General features: G+C 59.9%; 19 protein-coding genes. 12 read left to right on the plus strand and 7 right to left on the minus strand.

The features are described from left to right. The first annotated feature begins 22 nt into the window (after positions 1–22). The 6 genes from folM (at position 23) to KGB23_RS03160 (ending at position 3,773) form a co-directional block, all read left to right on the plus strand. Positions 23–733, plus strand: a complete 711-nt coding sequence (gene folM / locus KGB23_RS03135) for a dihydromonapterin reductase (protein ID WP_223429848.1) — start codon at positions 23–25, stop codon at positions 731–733. A 22-nt stretch (positions 734–755) separates the two neighbouring features. Further along, entirely contained in the window at positions 756–1,331 is a 576-nt protein-coding gene (gene folE, locus KGB23_RS03140; protein ID WP_223429849.1) for a GTP cyclohydrolase I FolE, read from the plus strand. A gap of 2 nt (positions 1,332–1,333) precedes the next feature. After that, complete coding sequence (gene folX / locus KGB23_RS03145; protein ID WP_150658820.1) at positions 1,334–1,705, plus strand: dihydroneopterin triphosphate 2'-epimerase; 372 nt, start codon at positions 1,334–1,336, stop codon at positions 1,703–1,705. Between the two features lie 67 nt (positions 1,706–1,772). Continuing rightward, on the plus strand, positions 1,773–2,069 hold the full coding sequence (locus KGB23_RS03150; protein ID WP_223429850.1) for a DUF1244 domain-containing protein: 297 nt from the start codon (positions 1,773–1,775) through the stop codon (positions 2,067–2,069). Then, positions 2,062–2,400, plus strand: coding sequence for a HopJ type III effector protein (locus KGB23_RS03155; protein ID WP_008037347.1), 339 nt, complete (start codon positions 2,062–2,064; stop codon positions 2,398–2,400). Before KGB23_RS03150 ends, KGB23_RS03155 begins: the two co-directional genes overlap by 8 nt. Positions 2,401–2,522: 122 nt before the next feature. Next, positions 2,523–3,773, plus strand: coding sequence for an aspartate aminotransferase family protein (locus KGB23_RS03160; RefSeq protein WP_223429851.1), 1,251 nt, complete (start codon positions 2,523–2,525; stop codon positions 3,771–3,773). 66 nt (positions 3,774–3,839) lie between these two features. On the opposite strand, the gene trxB is transcribed toward KGB23_RS03160, so the two are convergent. Then, positions 3,840–4,796, minus strand: coding sequence for a thioredoxin-disulfide reductase (gene trxB / locus KGB23_RS03165; protein ID WP_033057935.1), 957 nt, complete (start codon positions 4,794–4,796; stop codon positions 3,840–3,842). Positions 4,797–5,112: 316 nt separating this feature from the next. Between trxB and cysZ the strand changes: the two genes are divergently transcribed. Then, entirely contained in the window at positions 5,113–5,865 is a 753-nt protein-coding gene (cysZ, locus tag KGB23_RS03170) for a sulfate transporter CysZ (RefSeq protein WP_150658817.1), read from the plus strand. Between the two features lie 40 nt (positions 5,866–5,905). Beyond that, positions 5,906–7,129, plus strand: coding sequence for a glycosyltransferase family 4 protein (locus KGB23_RS03175; RefSeq protein WP_223429852.1), 1,224 nt, complete (start codon positions 5,906–5,908; stop codon positions 7,127–7,129). Here KGB23_RS03175 and KGB23_RS03180 read toward each other — a convergent pair. From KGB23_RS03180 to KGB23_RS03190, 3 genes are all read right to left on the minus strand, one after another. Beyond that, positions 7,098–8,201, minus strand: a complete 1,104-nt coding sequence (locus KGB23_RS03180) for an NADH:flavin oxidoreductase (protein ID WP_223429853.1) — start codon at positions 8,199–8,201, stop codon at positions 7,098–7,100. The two genes, KGB23_RS03175 and KGB23_RS03180, sit on opposite strands and share 32 nt — an antisense overlap. A gap of 208 nt (positions 8,202–8,409) precedes the next feature. Beyond that, positions 8,410–8,892, minus strand: coding sequence for a glutathione peroxidase (locus KGB23_RS03185; RefSeq protein WP_223429854.1), 483 nt, complete (start codon positions 8,890–8,892; stop codon positions 8,410–8,412). Between the two features lie 124 nt (positions 8,893–9,016). After that, positions 9,017–9,502 (minus strand): peptidylprolyl isomerase, encoded by a 486-nt coding sequence (locus KGB23_RS03190; protein ID WP_007901600.1) that lies wholly within the window; start codon positions 9,500–9,502, stop codon positions 9,017–9,019. On the opposite strand from KGB23_RS03190, the gene KGB23_RS03195 reads away from it, so the two are divergent. Genes KGB23_RS03195 through KGB23_RS03205 form a run of 3 tightly spaced genes read left to right on the plus strand, consistent with a single transcriptional unit; the run spans position 9,471 to position 12,875 of the window. Further along, positions 9,471–9,809, plus strand: a complete 339-nt coding sequence (locus KGB23_RS03195) for a DUF3565 domain-containing protein (RefSeq protein ID WP_223429855.1) — start codon at positions 9,471–9,473, stop codon at positions 9,807–9,809. The genes KGB23_RS03190 and KGB23_RS03195 overlap by 32 nt on opposite strands. 60 nt (positions 9,810–9,869) lie before the next feature. Next, entirely contained in the window at positions 9,870–11,969 is a 2,100-nt protein-coding gene (pta, locus tag KGB23_RS03200; RefSeq protein WP_095129433.1) for a phosphate acetyltransferase, read from the plus strand. Then, positions 11,970–12,875, plus strand: coding sequence for an acyltransferase (locus tag KGB23_RS03205; RefSeq protein WP_223429856.1), 906 nt, complete (start codon positions 11,970–11,972; stop codon positions 12,873–12,875). A 64-nt stretch (positions 12,876–12,939) separates the two neighbouring features. Here the strand turns inward: KGB23_RS03205 and cysN are convergent, their stop codons facing one another. The 3 genes from cysN to KGB23_RS03220 form a co-directional block, all read right to left on the minus strand. Continuing rightward, positions 12,940–14,838 (minus strand): sulfate adenylyltransferase subunit CysN, encoded by a 1,899-nt coding sequence (cysN, locus tag KGB23_RS03210; RefSeq protein WP_223429857.1) that lies wholly within the window; start codon positions 14,836–14,838, stop codon positions 12,940–12,942. Between the two features lie 9 nt (positions 14,839–14,847). Further along, positions 14,848–15,765, minus strand: a complete 918-nt coding sequence (gene cysD, locus KGB23_RS03215; RefSeq protein WP_008008639.1) for a sulfate adenylyltransferase subunit CysD — start codon at positions 15,763–15,765, stop codon at positions 14,848–14,850. Between the two features lie 146 nt (positions 15,766–15,911). After that, positions 15,912–16,670: a Nif3-like dinuclear metal center hexameric protein gene (locus KGB23_RS03220; protein WP_223429858.1), complete on the minus strand. Its 759-nt coding sequence runs from the start codon at positions 16,668–16,670 to the stop codon at positions 15,912–15,914. Positions 16,671–16,772: 102 nt separating this feature from the next. On the opposite strand from KGB23_RS03220, the gene algW reads away from it, so the two are divergent. After that, positions 16,773–17,933, plus strand: coding sequence for a Do family serine endopeptidase AlgW (gene algW, locus KGB23_RS03225; RefSeq protein WP_150658809.1), 1,161 nt, complete (start codon positions 16,773–16,775; stop codon positions 17,931–17,933). The last annotated feature ends 43 nt before the right edge of the window (positions 17,934–17,976 follow it).

Genomic DNA, 17,976 nt, shown 5'->3' on the forward strand with positions numbered 1-17,976 from the left:
CTTACCGCGACGCGAGCCGTTCATGACCTCTTTCGTAGCCCCGATCCTCATCACCGGTGCCGGCCAACGTGTCGGCCTGCACTGTGCGCAGCGTTTGCTCGAGGATGGCCAGCCGGTGATCTTCAGCTACCGCAGTGAACGCCCCGGCGTACAAACCCTGCGCGACCTGGGGGCGACCGCGGTGTTTGCCGACTTCTCCACTGAAGCCGGAATCTTCGCGTTCATCAGCGAACTGAAAAACCACACCGACAGCCTGCGGGCGATTGTTCATAACGCCTCCGAATGGCTGGCCGAAACCCCTGGCACCGACGCCACAGCCTTCACCCGCATGTTCAACGTCCACATGCTGGCGCCCTACCTGATCAATCTGCATTGTGCCGACTTGCTGCAACGCTCAAGCCCGGCGGACATCGTGCACATCAGCGATGACGTGACCCGCAGGGGCAGCAGCAAGCACATTGGCTACTGTGCCAGCAAAGCCGGGCTCGACAGCCTCACCCTGTCCTTCGCCGCGAAATACGCGCCGACAATCAAGGTCAACGGCATCGCGCCAGCCCTGCTAATGTTCAACCCCGACGACGACGCGGCGTACCGCGCCAAGGCACTGGCCAAGTCCGCGCTGGGTATCGAACCCGGCTGCGAAGTGATCTACCAGAGCCTGCGTTATTTGCTCGATAACCCTTATGTCACCGGCACGACCCTGACCGTCAACGGCGGACGGCACATCAAATAAGCGGCTCCCGCGAGGATGTTCCATGACGTTATCCCTGTCCCAGACCGCCCTGTCCAAAAGCTACCGCGAAATCCTCATCGGCCTCGGTGAAGACCCCGACCGCGAGGGTCTGCAAGAAACCCCGGCTCGCGCGGCAAAAGCCATGCAGTACCTCTGCCATGGTTATGAGCAAAGTGTCGAAGAGATCGTCAACGGCGCACTGTTCGCTTCCGACAACGATGAAATGATCATCGTCGACAACATCGAGCTGTACTCGCTCTGCGAACATCACATGCTGCCCTTCATCGGCAAGGCGCATGTGGCTTATATTCCAACGGGCAAGGTGCTGGGCCTGTCGAAGATTGCACGACTGGTGGACATGTTCGCCCGGCGCCTGCAAATCCAGGAAAACCTCACTCGGCAAATCGCCGACGCGGTGCAGCAAGTGACCGGTGCGGCAGGCGTCGCGGTGGTTATCGAAGCCAAGCACATGTGCATGATGATGCGCGGCGTCGAGAAACAGAATTCGACCATGAACACCTCGGTGATGCTCGGCGCCTTCCGCGAGTCGAGCAACACCCGCCAGGAGTTCCTGCAATTGATTGGACGGAGCAAGTAGCAATGCCACAACTTCAACCAGGAACGGCACGCATCCGGGTCAAGAACCTGTGCCTGCGGACCTTCATCGGGATCAACGAAGATGAAATCCTCAACAAGCAGGACGTGCTGATCAACCTGACTATCCTGTATGCCGCTCAGGAAGCGGTGCGTGACAACGACATCGATCACGCGCTGAACTACCGCACCATCACCAAGGCGATCATCGCCCACGTGGAGGGTAATCGCTTCGCCCTGCTCGAGCGCCTGACTCAGGAAATTCTCGATCTGGTCATGGCCAACGAGTCGGTGTTGTATGCCGAGGTCGAAGTCGACAAGCCCCACGCCCTGCGTTTTGCCGAGTCAGTATCGATTACCCTGGCCGCGAGCCGCTGACCGCGTCTGGCGCATTGTTCGTCAGACTTTTATCATCCGCGCACGATTTGATTGCACAGAGCCCGCCATGACCGATCAACAACGCCTGGAACTCGAAGCCGCCGCCTTTCGCCGGCTGGTCGTCCACCTGGACAGCCGCAAGGATGTGCAGAACATCGACCTGATGAACCTCTCCGGTTTCTGCCGCAACTGCTTGTCCAAGTGGTACAAGGCCGCTGCCGACGAACGCCAGATCGAGGTCAGCCTCGATGACGCCCGCGAAGTGGTTTACGGCATGCCGTACGCCGAGTGGAAAGCCCAATACCAGCAAGAAGCCAACGCCGAACAACAAGCGGCGTTCGCCAAAGGAAAACCCAATGAGTGATTTGAATACCCTGCGCGCCAGCCTCAAGAGCGGCGAACACGTTTTTGCCGACACCCTGGCCTTCATCGCCGCCGGCTACGACTATCAGCCTCAGGCTTTCAACAATGGCGGCGTGGAAAACGCAGCCGGGCAGAATGAAGGCTCGTGCAAGACCCTGGGCCTGGCGTTGCTGGAAGGCTTGAGCGATGAAGAAGCGCTGTTGGCGTTCGGCGAGCATTACCGTTCGGTGGTGGCCACGCCTGAAGGCAGCGATCACGGCAATATCCGCGCGTTGATCGCTCATGGGTTGGCCGGTGTGAAGTTCACTCAACAGCCGCTGACTCGCCGCTGATTCAACACTTCCAAACACATCCCGACTTTTAAGATTGACCCGGCAACTTTATTTCGTTTGCCGGGCACCGCTGCTCACGGCTTAGATAAAAAGAAGCATCCCTTCTTCTGAGTCAGGTATCCATGAGCAGCGAAACCATCAGCCAGTCGATCAACATCGTTCATCCCGTCACGCTCAGCCACGGCAAAAATGCCGAGGTCTGGGACACCGATGGCAAACGCTACATCGACTTCGTCGGCGGCATCGGTGTATTGAACCTCGGCCATTGCCATCCGCGCATCGTCGAGGCCATTCGCGAACAAGCCACCCGGCTGACCCACTACGCGTTCAACGCCGCCCCGCATGTGCCCTACATTGAACTGATGGATCGTCTCACCGCGTTTATTCCGGTGGACTACCCGGTCAGCGGCATGCTCACCAACAGCGGCGCTGAAGCGGCGGAAAACGCCCTGAAGATCGTCCGTGGCGCCACCGGTCGCACGGCCGTCATCGCCTTCGACGGCGCCTTCCATGGCCGCACCCTCGCCACGCTCAACCTCAACGGCAAAGTTGCGCCCTACAAACAGAAAGTCGGCGTGCTGCCCGGTCCGGTTTTTCACTTGCCCTTCCCGAGCAAGGACAACGGCGTGACCTGCGCCGAGGCATTGAAGGCCATGGATCGACTGTTCAGCGTCGAAATCGATGTCGAAGACGTGGCGTGTTTCATCGTCGAACCGGTGCAAGGTGAAGCGGGCTTCCTGGCGCTGGACGTGGAGTTCGCCCAGGCGCTACGTCGCTTCTGTGATAAAAAAAATATCCTGCTGATTGCTGATGAAATCCAGTCCGGCTTCGGTCGCACTGGTGAGCGTTTTGCCTTCTCGCGACTGGGCATTGAACCCGATCTGATCCTGCTCGCTAAAAGCATCGCCGGCGGTGTACCGCTGGGCGCGGTGGTCGGGCGCAAGTCGCTGCTCGACACCTTGCCCAAGGGCGGACTGGGCGGCACCTATTCAGGCAACCCGATTGCCTGCGCCGCAGCACTGGCAACCCTGGACGAAATGACCGATGCGAACCTGCACGCCTGGGGCTCGCAACAGGAAGAAGCCATCGTCAGCCGCTACGAGGCCTGGCGCGCCAACAAGCTTTCCCCGTATCTGGGCCGCTTGACCGGCGTTGGCGCGATGCGCGGCATCGAGCTGACCAATGCCGACGGCACACCGGCCTCGGCGCAATTGACGCAGCTGCTGGCGCTGGCGCGAGACGCCGGTTTGCTGCTGATGCCCAGCGGCAAGTCGCGCCACATCATTCGGCTGCTGGCACCGCTGACTACTGAGGCAGCGGTGCTGGAGGAAGGGCTGGATATCCTCGAGGCGTGCTTCGCAAAACTGTCCTGACAATCTGAATCTGCGCGCACAAAAAAACCGGCCGAAGCCGGTTTTTTGCTTTCTACAGAATCAGAATCAAGCGTTCTGCAGATCGTCGAGGTAGCGCTCGGCGTCCAGTGCCGCCATGCAGCCGGCGCCGGCCGAGGTGATGGCCTGACGGTAAACGTGGTCTGCCACGTCACCGGCAGCAAAGATACCTTCGAGGCTGGTGGCAGTGGCGTTGCCGTCACGGCCGCCCTGCACAACCAGGTAGCCGTCTTTCAACGTCAACTGACCTTCGAACAGCGAAGTGTTCGGGGTGTGGCCGATGGCGATGAACACGCCGTCGACTGTCAGCTCGTCGAAGCTGCCGTCATTGTTCTTCAGACGGGCACCGGTCACGCCCATGTTGTCGCCCAGAACTTCGTCCAGAGTCGAGTTCAACTTCAGCTCGATTTTGCCTTCGGCAACCCGGGCGTTGAGCTTGTCGATCAGGATCTTCTCGGCGCGGAAGGTTTCGCGACGGTGGATCAGGGTGACCTTGCTGGCGATGTTGGCCAGGTACAGCGCCTCTTCAACAGCGGTGTTGCCGCCACCGACCACGGCCACTGGCTTGTTGCGGTAGAAGAAACCGTCGCAGGTTGCGCAGGCCGAAACGCCTTTGCCCATGAACGCTTCTTCCGACGGCAGACCCAGGTAACGAGCGCTGGCGCCGGTCGCGATGATCAGGGCGTCGCAGGTGTAGGTCGCGCTGTCGCCGGTCAGGGTGTACGGCTTGGCAGCGAAGTCCACGGCATTGATGTGATCAAAGACGATTTCGGTTTCAAAGCGCTCGGCGTGCTCTTTCATGCGGTCCATCAGCGCCGGGCCGGTCAGGCCGTGGACGTCGCCAGGCCAGTTGTCGACTTCGGTGGTGGTGGTCAGTTGACCGCCGGCTTGCATGCCGGTGATCAGCAGTGGCTTGAGGTTGGCACGGGCGGCATAGACCGCGGCGCTGTAACCGGCAGGGCCGGAACCGAGAATAATCACTCGCGAATGACGGACTTCAGACATGACCTGCTCCTGTTGACCGGCCCGAAATATCTGGCACGGAACGCCGGGTTGCCGGCGGGAATAAAAAAGGACCGTTGAAAGCACTTGGGGAAGGCTTGAGCTCGACAGTCCTGTAAAAAGTATGGGGTGCAGCGTATCGAGGGGGCGAAGATTAAGGAAATACGGTTTAACAATCCAGCTCATAGGCGGTCTCTATCCCATCACGAAGGATGCATAGGCGCCTTTGTTACAGTTAATGTCGATGCTGCTACCGCGCTTTCGCCCGTCAGGCAAAGCCGGTAAGGTCGGCGCGTTTCCCCTTTGCTCGGAGCACGTTATGCCCGCCCCCGTTCTGTCCGGCCCGCAATACCTGCGCGAAGGCCTCAAGCTGGTCCTGAGCCCAAGCCTGCGTTTGTTTGTGCTGTTGCCGCTGGTCATCAACCTGGTGCTGTTCGTCGGATTGATCTACCTGGCCAGCCATCAATTCAGCCTGTGGGTCGATACGTTGATGCCGTCCCTGCCCGACTGGCTGAGTTTTCTCAGTTATGTCCTCTGGCCGTTGTTCGTGGTGCTGGTGGTGTTGATGGTGTTCTTCACCTTCACCATGCTGGCCAACGTCATCGCCGCGCCATTCAACGGTTTCCTCGCGGAAAAAGTCGAAGTCGTGGTGCGTGGCACTGACGACTTCCCGTCCTTCAGTTGGGGCGAACTGATCGCCATGATCCCCCGCACCCTGGCCCGGGAAATGCGCAAACTCGGCTACTTCCTGCCGCGCGCCATCGGGCTGTTTATCCTCTCGTTCATTCCGGTGGTGAACATCATCGCTGCACCACTGTGGCTGCTGTTCGGGGTGTGGATGATGGCGATCCAGTACATCGACTACCCGGCGGACAACCACAAACTCGGCTGGAACGAAATGCTCGCCTGGCTGCGCGAGAAGCGCTGGCAGAGCATGAGTTTCGGCGGCAGTGTTTATCTGGTGCTGCTGATTCCGGTGGTCAACATCCTGATGATGCCGGCCGCCGTGGCGGGTGCGACCTTGTTCTGGGTGCGTGAACGCGGCGCGGAAAACCTGGTCGTCCAGCGCTGATTCGGTCACAAATTCATCATCCCACCGTCACACTGACGACATGGCCTCAGCCGACACTGAGGTCATGACGACAGCTCTGCATATCACCCTGATCACCGAAACCTTCCCTCCCGAAATCAACGGAGTGGCCAATACCCTCGGCCGCTTGTGTGACGGTTTGCGCGCGCGCGGGCACCAGGTGGAATTGGTGCGACCGCGTCAGGGTGGCGACCCGCTCATGGGCAGCAACGATGAGTTGCTGTTGTGTCGAGGCTGGCCACTGCCGGGTTATCCCGGTTTGCAATGGGGTCAGTCGTCGATGCACAAGTTGCTGCGGCGCTGGAAACGGCATCGCCCGGACGTGTTGTACATCGCCACCGAAGGACCGCTGGGGTTGTCGGCATTGCGCGCGGCACGGCGCTTGGGGATTTCGGTGGTCAGCGGCTTTCACACCAATTTTCAGCAGTACTCCAGCCAATACGGCCTCGGGCTGCTGACACGCTTACTGACTCACTACCTGCGCTGGTTTCACAATCGCTCGACCCTGACCCTGGTGCCCAGCGCCAGCCAGCGACTGGAACTGGAACGCCGTAGTTTCGAGCGCCTGGCGTTGCTCTCTCGAGGCGTCGACAGCCAGTTGTTTCATCCGGCCAAACGGCTGAAATCGCTGCGCGAGCAATGGGGACTGGCCGAGGACGATATTGCCTTCATCCACGTAGGACGTTTGGCCCAGGAGAAGAATCTTGGCTTGCTCAAGCGGTGCTTCGACACGCTGAAAATGACTTATCCACAGCGAAAAATGAAATTGATTGTGGTCGGTGACGGGCCGCAACGATCAATGCTGGAAAAGGAATTGCCCGAGGCGATTTTCTGCGGTTCACAACGCGGCGAAGCCTTGGCCAGTCACTATGCGTCGGGGGATGTGTTTCTGTTTCCAAGCCTGACCGAAACCTTCGGCAATGTGGTGCTTGAGGCATTAGCCTCGGGGCTGGGGGTGGTGGCGTACGATCAGGCTGCGGCAGCCCAGCATATTCGCCATGGCTACAACGGCGTACTGGCTATGTCTGGGGATGAAGAGGCGTTCTGCGATGCGGCACGTTGGCTGCTGGAGGAGCGCGAAACCTTGCGCTGCGTGCGGCTTAATGCGCGCCAGCATGCGAGTCGTCAGGGGTGGGCGGCGATTATCGAGCAGTTTGAAGGGCAGTTGCGCGGGGCTTGTCAGGCCCCGCTTGCCTCAGGCATTGATCCTCGGCTTAAACCAGGGTCATCAACGCCTCACGGCTGAACGGCAGGATGTCTTCTTCACGGCCGTCACGCACTTTCTGCGCCCAGTCCGGGTCCACCAGCAACGCACGACCAACCGCCACCAGATCGAACTCGTCATTGTTCAGACGCTCCAGCAGTTTTTCCAGGCTGGCCGGCTGCGCGATCTTGTCGGTGTTGACCATGAACTGCAGGAACTCGCCGTCCAGGCCGACACTGCCGACGGTGATGGTTGGCTTGCCGGTGAGCTTGCGAGTCCAGCCGGCCAGGTTCAGCTCGGAACCGTCGAACTCCGGCTCCCAGAAACGGCGCGTCGAGCAGTGGAAAATATCCACGCCGGCGTCGGACAACGGCTTGAGGAATTCGCCCAATGCATCCGGTGTTTGCACCAGACGCGCGGTGTAATCCTGCTGCTTCCACTGCGAGAAACGGAAAATAATCGGGAAACCTTCCCCGACCGCTGCACGCACCGCCTGGATCAGTTCAATGGCAAAACGCGAACGGTTAGCCAGGCTGCCGCCGTATTCGTCAGTGCGCTGGTTGCTGCCTTCCCAGAAGAACTGGTCCACGAGATAGCCGTGGGCACCGTGAATTTCCACGCCGTCCATGCCGATGCTCTGGGCATCTTTGGCGGCTTGGGCAAACGCGGCGATCACGTCCTGGATATCTTGCTTGCTCATGCCGTGAACCACGACCTGACCGTCCTTCAATTTCTCCGACGGACCGTAACCCGGCACGCTGGCGTCCGGCTCGGTGCCGATACGGCGCACGCTGCCGACATGCCATAGCTGCGGAACGATCTTGCCGCCTTCAGCATGAACCGCGTCGACCACTTTCTTCCAGCCGGCCAATGCGGCTTCACCGTAGAAATGCGGCACGTTCGGGTAGCCGTTGGAAGCCTTGTGGCCGACGGTGGTGCCTTCGGTGATGATCAGACCCACACCCGCAGCAGCGCGACGACGGTAGTACTCGATCACTTTGGAATTGGGAACGCCGCCCGGCGAAAACGAGCGGGTCATCGGCGCCATGACGACGCGGGTCGGCAGTTCGAGGGTGCCGAGGTGGAACGGTTTGAACAGGGCTTTGACGGGCATGGGACGCTCCACGGGATATAGACTTTATGACGGCGATAATATGGAGAGTCAGCCGCGCTGAACAGCACTATTGATTTTGGTGATTAAGGATCAAAAGGCAGAAACAAAAAGATCGCAGCCTCGTTTCACTCGACAGCTCCTACATGAACCGCGTGGCTGTGTAGGAGCTGTCGAGTGAAACGAGGCTGCGATCTTTTGATCTTTCTTCTTAGCTCAGCGCTTTTTCGATCGCCTGGATGACAGCATGATCATCCGGCGCCGTACGCGGCGAGAACCGCGCCAGCACGCGACCATCCTTGCCCAGCAGGAATTTTTCGAAGTTCCAGGTAATGTCACCGGGAAATTCAGCACCCTCGCCCGCCAGCAGACGGTACAGCTGATGACGATCGTGACCGTTGACTTCCAGCTTGCTGGACAACGGAAAGGTCACGCCATAGTTGAGGCTGCAAAATTCCTGGATCTCTTTCTCGGAGCCCGGTTCCTGACCGGCAAACTGGTTGCACGGCAGGCCCAGCACGCTGAAGCCTTTGTCCTTGTATTGCTGGTAGAGGTTTTCCAGCGCCGCATATTGTGGGGTCAATCCACATTTGGAGGCGACGTTGACCACCAGCACGACGTGCCCCTTGAAGGGCGCCAGAGGTAGCTCCTGACCATCCAGGCCTGTCAATTTAAGGTCGTGAAAAGCACTCATGACGAACTCCAGATTCCCGTGTTCTTCTCGAAACAGCCACTTGGCGGTGTCACCAGGGACAGCCGCGGACTAAAAAGGCGCCCCTCGGGCGCCTCTCCAGTTCTCGAAAGCTTAGCGCAGAAAATCAGTGGTGATGGCCACCTTCGCCATGGACGTGACCATGAGCGATTTCTTCCTGGCTGGCGTCACGGATGTCGATGATCTTGACCTGGAAATTCAGGCGCTGACCGGCCAACGGGTGGTTGCCGTCGACGGTGACATCGTCGCCGTCCAGATCGCGAATGGTGACGATCTGCATCTGGCCGTCCGGAGCGGATGCGTGGAACTGCATGCCCACTTCCAGCTCGTCGACGCCTTCGAACATGCTGCGGCTCAACGTGCTGACCAGTTCGGCAGCGTATTCGCCGTAGGCATCTTCAGGTTCTACGGCGACAGTCAGTTCGTCACCGACTGCTTTGCCTTCCAGAGCCTTTTCCAGGCCCGGAATGATGTTACCTGCGCCTTGCAGGTAAACCAGCGGCGCGCCGCCGGCGGAGCTGTCGATGACCTCACCAGCGTCGTTGGTCAGGGTATAGTCGATGGAGACAGCCTTATTGGCGGCGATCAGCATGGGGCGAGACCTTTTGCAAAAGAATATAGAAAGGCCAAGTTTAGCGAAGCAATCGCCCGAAAGCGAACACAACCCGGACAGACGGGGGGCGGCGAAAGGCTCGACGGTCACAGGTTTCCATCAGGATGAGAACGGGCACTGGGTGGCCGAGCTTTCCTGCGGTCACACCCAGCACCTGCGCCACCAGCCACCGTGGCAATCGCGCGCCTGGGTCCTGGACCCCGCGCAACGTATTGAAAAAATAGGCCAGCCCTTTGATTGCGGTTGGTGCGCACAAGGCTCGGTTAGCGATAACCTTGGCGACTGAATTTCGGTAAACGGCCAGACATAGGCCGTCACCATTGCCATGCACCTCCAGAGAATCCGCATGCAAACTTTTTTTATCGCGCCCACCGATTTTGGTGTGGGTCTGACCTCCATCAGCCTCGGGCTGGTGCGTACCCTTGAGCGGGCCGGCCTCAAGGTCGGTTTTTTCAAACCGATTGCCCAGCCGCACCCGGGTGACACCGGGCCTGAACGGTCCACCGAACTGGTGGCGCGCACTCACGGTTTGAAACCGCCTCAGCCGCTCGGTCTGGCGCACGTCGAGCGCATGCTCGGCGATGGTCAACTGGACGAGTTGCTCGAAGAAATCATCACCCTTTATCAACAGGCTGCTGTCGGCAAAGACGTGCTGATCGTCGAAGGCATGGTCCCGACCCGCAGCGCCAGTTACGCCGCGCGGGTCAATTTGCACTTGGCGAAAAGCCTCGACGCCGAAGTGATCCTGGTCTCGGCGCCGGAAAACGAAGTGCTGACCGAGCTGTCCGGCCGAGTGGAATTGCAGGCGCAATTGTTCGGCGGCCCGAAAGACCCGAAAGTCCTCGGCGTGATCCTCAACAAGGTCAAAACCGAGGAGAGCATGGAGGCCTTCGCCTCGCGCTTGAAAGAGCATTCGCCCTTGCTGCGCAGTGGCGATTTCCGTCTGCTGGGTTGCATCCCGTTCCAGCCGGAATTGAACGCCCCGCGCACTCGAGACGTCGCCGACCTGATGGGCGCACAGATTCTCAATGCCGGTGACTACGAAACCCGGCGCATGACCAAAATCATCATCTGCGCCCGCACCATGCGCAACACCGTGGAGCTGCTCAAGCCCGGTGTGTTGGTGGTGACGCCCGGCGATCGCGACGACATAATCCTTGCCGTCAGCCTCGCGGCCATGAACGGCGTGCCGCTGGCCGGCCTGTTGCTGACCAGCGACACCCTGCCCGACCCGCGCATCATGGACCTCTGTCGTGGCGCGTTGCAGGCGGGCCTGCCGGTGTTGTCGGTGAGCACCGGTTCCTACGACACCGCTAACCAGTTGAACGGTTTGAACAAGGAAATCCCGATCGACGACCGCGAGCGTGCGGAGATCATCACCGACTTCGTCGCCAGCCACCTCGACGCCAAGTGGCTGCACCAACGCTGCGGCACGCCTCGGGAGATGCGCCTGTCGCCCGCCGTGTTCCGTTATCAATTGATCCAGCGCGCCCAGGCCGCCAACAAGCGCATCGTTCTGCCTGAAGGCAGCGAGCCGCTGACGGTGCAAGCCGCGGCGATCTGTCAGGCGCGCGGTATTGCCCGTTGCGTGTTACTGGCGAAACCGGCGGACGTCGAAGCCGTCGCTCGCGCCCAAGGCATCGAGTTGCCACCGGGGCTAGAGATTCTCGACCCGGATCTGATTCGCGAACGCTACGTCGAGCCAATGGTCGCCCTGCGCAAAACCAAAAGCCTCAACGCGCCGATGGCCGAGCAGCAACTGGAAGACACCGTGGTGATCGGCACCATGATGCTGGCGCTGGATGAAGTCGACGGCCTCGTGTCCGGCGTCATTCACTCCACCGCCAACACCATCCGCCCGGCCCTGCAGCTTATTAAAACGGCGCCGGGCTGCACGCTGGTGTCGTCAGTGTTCTTCATGCTCTTCCCCGAGGAAGTGCTGGTTTACGGCGACTGCGTGATGAACCCGCACCCGAGCGCCAGCGAACTGGCCGAGATCGCGTTGCAAAGCGCGGATTCGGCCGCTGCGTTCGGCATCACCCCACGCGTGGCGATGATCAGCTACTCCAGTGGTGAATCGGCCAGCGGTGAAGAAGTCGAGAAGGTTCGCGAAGCGACATTGCTCGCCCACGAACAACAAAACTCGCTGCTGATCGACGGCCCGTTGCAATACGACGCCGCCGCCAACGAAACCGTTGCCCGGCAACTGGCACCGAACAGCCAGGTCGCCGGTCGCGCCACAGTGTTCGTGTTCCCCGACCTGAACACCGGCAACACCACCCACAAAGCCGTGCAGCGCAGCGCCGACTGCGTCAGCCTCGGGCCGATGCTGCAAGGCCTGCGCAAACCGGTGAACGACCTGCCGCGCGGCGCGCAAGTCGACGACATCGTCTACACCATCGCGTTGACCGCGATTCAAGCTGCCAACCGACCTTTGGATCTTTAAATGCTGGATTCCCTACCTGCACCGCTGCGAGGCGTGATTGCCTCGCTGCTGTTGGCGCTGAACACGATTGCCTGCTGCACACCGCTGTTCATCGTGGCGATTTTCAAACTGGTATTGCCCTTCCCCGCCGCCCAGCGTTTTACCGATTGGCTGATGAGCCATATCCACGAAGCCTGGATCAGCAACAACAAAGCGTGGATGGATTTGCTCGGACACACGCGCTGGAAACTCAGCGGCCTGGAAGGTCTGGACTATCAGCACTCGTATCTGATCACCAGCAACCACCAGAGCTGGGTCGACATCATGGTGTTGCAGTACGTGCTGAACCGGAAGATTCGCCCGCTGAAGTTCTTCCTCAAACAGGAACTGATCTGGGTCCCGGTGATTGGTCTGGCGTGGTGGGCGCTCGGCTTTCCGTTCATGAAGCGCTACTCCAAGGCCTACCTGGAAAAGCACCCGGAGAAGAAAGGCAAAGACCTGGAAACCACCCGCAAGACCTGCGACAAGTTTCGCCATAACCCGGTGGGGATTTTCAACTTCGTCGAAGGCACGCGCTTCACCGAGGGAAAGCATGCCCAGCAGAAATCGCCGTTCAAGCATTTGCTCAAGCCCAAGGCAGGCGGCATTGCGTTTGTGCTGGATGCCATGGGTGAGCAGCTGGAAGCCATCGTCAACGTGACCATTCACTACCCGGCCGGGCGTCCCGGTTACTGGGATTTGCTCTGTGGGAATGTGAAGGATGTGGTGGTGCACTTTCAGGAGCTGAAGATTCCACCGCAGTTCATTGGCAAGAACTACGACCAGGACGGCGAGTATCGATTGCAGTTTCAGGGCTGGATCAACCAGTTGTGGCAGGACAAGGATGCGCTGCTTGCGCAGATGAATCGCGAATACCCGTCTAACTGATCACCAGGCACAAAAAACCCGCCGATGATCACTCATCGGCGGGTTTTTTATTAACGGCTAGCGCTTAGATCGCGCCACGCTTGCGCAGCAGATCCAGCACTTGCTTGACGCTTTCTTCCAGCGACAGCGACTGGGTATCGACCACGAGGTCGGCGTCCAGCGGCACGTCGTACGGGAAGGAATCGCCTGGGATGTTATCCCCGGCCGCCGCGTACAGGCCTTGTGGGTCACGCTCGGCACAGACCGTCGGAGAGGCCTGGACGTAGACCGTCAGCAGACGCTCCTTGCCGATCAGCTCCCTGGCTTGCTCACGACCTTCGGCACTCGGCGCAACGAAGGCTGCCAGTGTCAGCAGACCCGCTTCGTTGAACTGACGCGCAACGTGCGCCGCACGACGCCAGTTCTCGGTACGCCCGGCGCGATCCTGTGGCAGACCTTTGTTCAGGTCGTGACGCAGGTTCTGGCCATCGAGTACAAACACCGCGCGCCCCATGTCGAACAGCTTGCGCTCAACTGCGTAAGCCAGGGTGCTTTTGCCGGCGCCCGACAAGCCGCTGAACAACACGGTGGCCGGTTGCTGGCCGAAGCGCTGCGCGCGTTCTTCGGTGGCGACGTGCGCCAGTTTGCCGTGATGCGTGCTGGTGCCATGGCTCAACGGCTGAGCGATGATCATGCCGGCCGCGACAGTGCCATTGGTCAAACGATCGATGACGATGAACGAACCGGTGGTGCGGTTGCTCGCGTAACCGTCCAGCGCAATGGCCGCGTCGAGGCTGATCTTGACCCGACCGATTTCGTTCAAGTGCAACGAACTGGCCGGACCTTCTTCCAGGGTGTTCACGTCAACGCGGTTGACGATGCTGGTGATCGAACCCGGCACGTACGTCGTGGCGCGCTTGATGTCGTATTTCTTGCCCGGCAGCATCGGTTCTTCGGCCATCCACACCAGCATGGCGTCGAACGCGTCAGTCACTTGCGGCAGATTGTCGGCATGCACCAGCAAGTCGCCGCGAGAGATGTCGATCTCGTCTTCCATGGTCAGCGTCACCGCTTGACCAGGACCGGCGTGCTCCAGCTCACCTTCGAAGGTGACGATGGATTTCACACGGCTGCTCTTGCCCGACGGCAGCACAACGACTTCGTCGCCCTTGTGCACGACGCCGCTGGCCAGGGTGCCGGCGAAACCACGGAAGTTCAGGTTCGGACGGTTGACGTACTGCACCGGGAAACGCAGGTCGGTGTAGTTGCGGTCGCTGGCGATTTCGACGGTTTCAAGAATTTCCATCAGCGACTGGCCGGTGTACCACGGCGAGCGCTCGGACTTGTTCACCACGTTGTCGCCTTTCAGCGCCGACATCGGCACGAAGGCCATGGTGGTCGGCTTGAACGCGATGCCTTCGGCGAACTTCAGGTAATCGGCCTTGATCGACTCGAAGACTGTTTCGTCGAAACCGTTGAGGTCCATCTTGTTGATGGCGACAACGATGTGCTTGATGCCCAGCAACGAGGCGATGAAGCTGTGGCGACGGGTCTGGGTCTGCACGCCGTAACGGGCGTCGACCAGGATGATCGCCAGGTCACAGGTGGACGCACCGGTGGCCATGTTGCGGGTGTACTGCTCATGGCCAGGGGTGTCGGCAATGATGAATTTGCGTTTGGCGGTGGAGAAGTAGCGGTAAGCGACATCGATGGTGATGCCCTGTTCACGCTCGGCCTGCAGGCCGTCGACCAGCAATGCCAGGTCGATGTCATCGCCGGTGGTGCCGACTTTTTTCGAGTCGCGGGTAATGGCTTCCAGGTGATCTTCGTAGATCATTTTGGAGTCGTGCAGCAGGCGCCCGATCAGGGTGCTCTTGCCGTCGTCGACGTTGCCACAGGTAAGAAAGCGCAGCATTTCCTTGCGTTCGTGCTGGCCCAGATAGGCGAGGATGTCCTCGCTGATCAAATCAGATGCGTGCGACATGACAACCCCTTAGAAATAACCCTGACGTTTCTTTTCTTCCATCGAGCCTGCGCCATCGTGATCGATGACCCGGCCCTGGCGTTCGGAAGTTCGCGTCAGGAGCATTTCCTGAATGATGTCGGTCAGGCTGGTGGCCTCGGACTCGACCGCACCGGTCAACGGGTAGTCGCCGAGTGTACGGAAGCGGACCTTTTTCTTGACGATGCGCGCCTTGTCTTCGTCGCTCAGGTGATTGAGCAGGCGTTCGTCGTCGATCATGATCCAGGTGCCATTCATCTCGATAACGTCGCGCTCGGCGGCGAAATACAGCGGCACAATCGGGATGCCTTCGAGGTAGATGTACTGCCAGATGTCCAGTTCGGTCCAGTTCGACAACGGGAAAACACGGATCGATTCGCCCTTGTTGACCTTGCCGTTGTAGACGTTCCACAACTCGGGACGCTGGTTTTTCGGGTCCCAGCGGTGCTTGGTATCGCGGAAGGAATACACGCGCTCCTTGGCACGGGACTTCTCTTCGTCACGACGGGCACCACCGAAAGCAGCATCGAAACCGTACTTGTCGAGGGCCTGCTTGAGGCCTTCGGTTTTCATGATATCGGTGTGTTTGGCGCTGCCGTGGGTGAGCGGGTTGATACCCTGCGCAACACCCTCGGGATTCACGTGCACCAGCAGGTCCAGGCCGAGTTCTTCGACCATGCGGTCGCGGAACGCGTACATTTCCTTGAACTTCCACTGGGTGTCGACGTGCATCACCGGGAACGGCAGTTTGCCCGGGAAGAATGCCTTGCGCGCAAGGTGCAGCATCACGGCGGAGTCTTTACCGACGGAGTACAGCATCACCGGGTTATCGAACTCGGCGGCGACCTCGCGGATGATGTGGATGCTTTCGGCCTCCAGCTGTTTCAGATGCGTCAGTTTGTCGACCATGGCTACTCACGAAAACGATCTTATGGACGGCCAGCGGGCCGTGTTCGAGCGAGGAATCCTAGCACAGCGACCTCTTCTAATCAGGACGCCGACTAGATCGAAAGGGTATATGAATATACCCCCGCGTTTGGGCCTCGCTCCTACTGTCAGATGGGGTTCGGGCAATCGATGAAGATGTGCTCAAGGGCAAAACGCCGCGCCAGATAATCCCCGAGAGCCTGAACGCCATAGCGCTCGGTGGCATGGTGGCCGGCGGCGATGAAGCTGATGTCGTTTTCCCGGGCGCTGTGGAAGGTCTGCTCGGACGCCTCACCGCTGAGGTACAAGTCGACGCCAGCCAGCACGGCCTGATCGATGTAACCCTGACCGCCACCGGTGCACCAGCCAACGCGCCGGATCATCTCGCTGCCTTCAATCAGCAACGGCTCGCGGCCCATGACTTCTTGTACGCGACGGGCAAAATCGCGGGGCGTCACCGGCTCGTTCAATGAACCGACCAGGCCGACAACTTTGAGATTGTCCGGGTCCAATGGGCCTTCCACGGTGATATCGAGCTGACGTGCCAGCTGCACGTTATTGCCGACTTCCGGGTGCAGATCCAGCGGCAGATGGTAGGACAACAGGCTGATATCGTGCTTGAGCAGGGTTTTCAGCCGACGCTGCTTCATGCCGGTGATGCACGGATTCTCGCCTTTCCAGAAATAACCGTGATGCACCAGCACCAGGTCGGCGCTGGCTTCCACAGCGGCGTCGAGCAACGCCTGGCTGGCGGTGACGCCACTGACGATGCGCATGACCTGCGGCCGGCCTTCGACCTGCAACCCGTTGGGGCAGTAATCGGCAATCTTTGCACTGTTAAGGTAACGGTCGGCTTCTTCGACCAGGGTGCTCAGGGCGACGGCCATAAAAGACTCCTAAATATCCCGTTCGGAGGCACGCTTCGCCTCGTATAATGCGCGACATTATGGGCGGTCTCATACCGCCTGCAACCTCTCAGGACGTGCTTAATGCTCAAGGCGCTGCGTTTTTCCGCCTGGCCGCTGTTGGCCGGCGTGCTTATTGCTCTGTTAATCATCCAGCGTTACCCGCAGTGGGTCGGACTCCCGAGTCTCGACGTCAATATGCAGCAAGCCCCGCAAACCACCACGATGCAACAGGGTCCGGTGTCCTATGCCGACGCAGTGACCACGGCCGCGCCGTCGGTGGTCAACCTGTACACCACCAAAGTCATCAACAAACCGAACCATCCATTGTTCGAGGATCCGCAGTTCCGTCGCTTCTTCGGCGACAACTCGCCCAAACAGAAGCGCATGGAGTCGAGCCTCGGCTCAGGCGTGATCATGAGCCCGGAAGGTTACCTGCTGACCAACAACCACGTGACCACCGGCGCCGACCAAATCGTGGTGGCGCTCAAGGACGGTCGTGAAACCCTGGCCCGAGTGATCGGCAGCGACCCGGAAACCGACCTCGCTGTCCTGAAGATCGACTTGAAGAATCTTCCATCGATCACTGTCGGTCGTTCCGACAACATCCGCATCGGCGACGTGGCCCTGGCCATCGGCAACCCGTTCGGTGTCGGCCAGACCGTGACCATGGGCATCATCAGCGCCACCGGGCGTAATCAGCTGGGCTTGAACAACTACGAAGACTTCATTCAGACCGACGCGGCGATCAACCCCGGCAACTCCGGCGGTGCGCTGGTGGATGCCAACGGCAACCTGACCGGCATCAACACGGCGATCTTCTCCAAGTCCGGCGGTTCGCAGGGCATCGGTTTCGCAATCCCGGTGAAACTGGCCATGGAAGTGATGAAGTCGATTATCGAACACGGCCAGGTGATTCGCGGCTGGCTCGGTATCGAAGTGCAGCCGTTGAGTCAGGAACTGGCGGAATCGTTTGGTCTGTCGGGGCGCCCGGGCATTGTGGTCGCGGGGATTTTCCGTGACGGTCCGGCGCAGAAGGCCGGCCTGCAACTGGGGGACGTGATCCTCAGCATCGACGGCGAACCGGCCGGCGATGGTCGTCGCTCGATGAACCAGGTCGCGCGGATCAAACCGACCGACAAGGTCACGATCCAGGTGATGCGCAACGGCAAAGAGCTCAAGCTCACCGCCGAGATCGGTTTGCGTCCGCCGCCTGCGCCGGTCAAAGAGAAAGAAGAAGAGTAAGCGGTAGGAGCGGCGCCCTCAGCCGCTCCATAACTCCGAAGCC

This window comes from Pseudomonas sp. GL-B-26 (assembly GCF_019947405.1).
GTDB lineage: Bacteria > Pseudomonadota > Gammaproteobacteria > Pseudomonadales > Pseudomonadaceae > Aquipseudomonas.

Coding starts and splice junctions, on each gene's coding strand:
- folM (WP_223429848.1), top strand. CDS start 23: ATGACCTCTTTCGTAGCCCCGATCCTCATCACCGGTGCCGGCCAACGT.
- folE (WP_223429849.1), top strand. CDS start 756: ATGACGTTATCCCTGTCCCAGACCGCCCTGTCCAAAAGCTACCGCGAA.
- folX (WP_150658820.1), top strand. CDS start 1,334: ATGCCACAACTTCAACCAGGAACGGCACGCATCCGGGTCAAGAACCTG.
- KGB23_RS03150 (WP_223429850.1), top strand. CDS start 1,773: ATGACCGATCAACAACGCCTGGAACTCGAAGCCGCCGCCTTTCGCCGG.
- KGB23_RS03155 (WP_008037347.1), top strand. CDS start 2,062: ATGAGTGATTTGAATACCCTGCGCGCCAGCCTCAAGAGCGGCGAACAC.
- KGB23_RS03160 (WP_223429851.1), top strand. CDS start 2,523: ATGAGCAGCGAAACCATCAGCCAGTCGATCAACATCGTTCATCCCGTC.
- trxB (WP_033057935.1), bottom strand. CDS start 4,796: ATGTCTGAAGTCCGTCATTCGCGAGTGATTATTCTCGGTTCCGGCCCT.
- cysZ (WP_150658817.1), top strand. CDS start 5,113: ATGCCCGCCCCCGTTCTGTCCGGCCCGCAATACCTGCGCGAAGGCCTC.
- KGB23_RS03175 (WP_223429852.1), top strand. CDS start 5,906: ATGGCCTCAGCCGACACTGAGGTCATGACGACAGCTCTGCATATCACC.
- KGB23_RS03180 (WP_223429853.1), bottom strand. CDS start 8,201: ATGCCCGTCAAAGCCCTGTTCAAACCGTTCCACCTCGGCACCCTCGAA.
- KGB23_RS03185 (WP_223429854.1), bottom strand. CDS start 8,892: ATGAGTGCTTTTCACGACCTTAAATTGACAGGCCTGGATGGTCAGGAG.
- KGB23_RS03195 (WP_223429855.1), top strand. CDS start 9,471: ATGGAGACAGCCTTATTGGCGGCGATCAGCATGGGGCGAGACCTTTTG.
- KGB23_RS03190 (WP_007901600.1), bottom strand. CDS start 9,502: ATGCTGATCGCCGCCAATAAGGCTGTCTCCATCGACTATACCCTGACC.
- pta (WP_095129433.1), top strand. CDS start 9,870: ATGCAAACTTTTTTTATCGCGCCCACCGATTTTGGTGTGGGTCTGACC.
- KGB23_RS03205 (WP_223429856.1), top strand. CDS start 11,970: ATGCTGGATTCCCTACCTGCACCGCTGCGAGGCGTGATTGCCTCGCTG.
- cysN (WP_223429857.1), bottom strand. CDS start 14,838: ATGTCGCACGCATCTGATTTGATCAGCGAGGACATCCTCGCCTATCTG.
- cysD (WP_008008639.1), bottom strand. CDS start 15,765: ATGGTCGACAAACTGACGCATCTGAAACAGCTGGAGGCCGAAAGCATC.
- KGB23_RS03220 (WP_223429858.1), bottom strand. CDS start 16,670: ATGGCCGTCGCCCTGAGCACCCTGGTCGAAGAAGCCGACCGTTACCTT.
- algW (WP_150658809.1), top strand. CDS start 16,773: ATGCTCAAGGCGCTGCGTTTTTCCGCCTGGCCGCTGTTGGCCGGCGTG.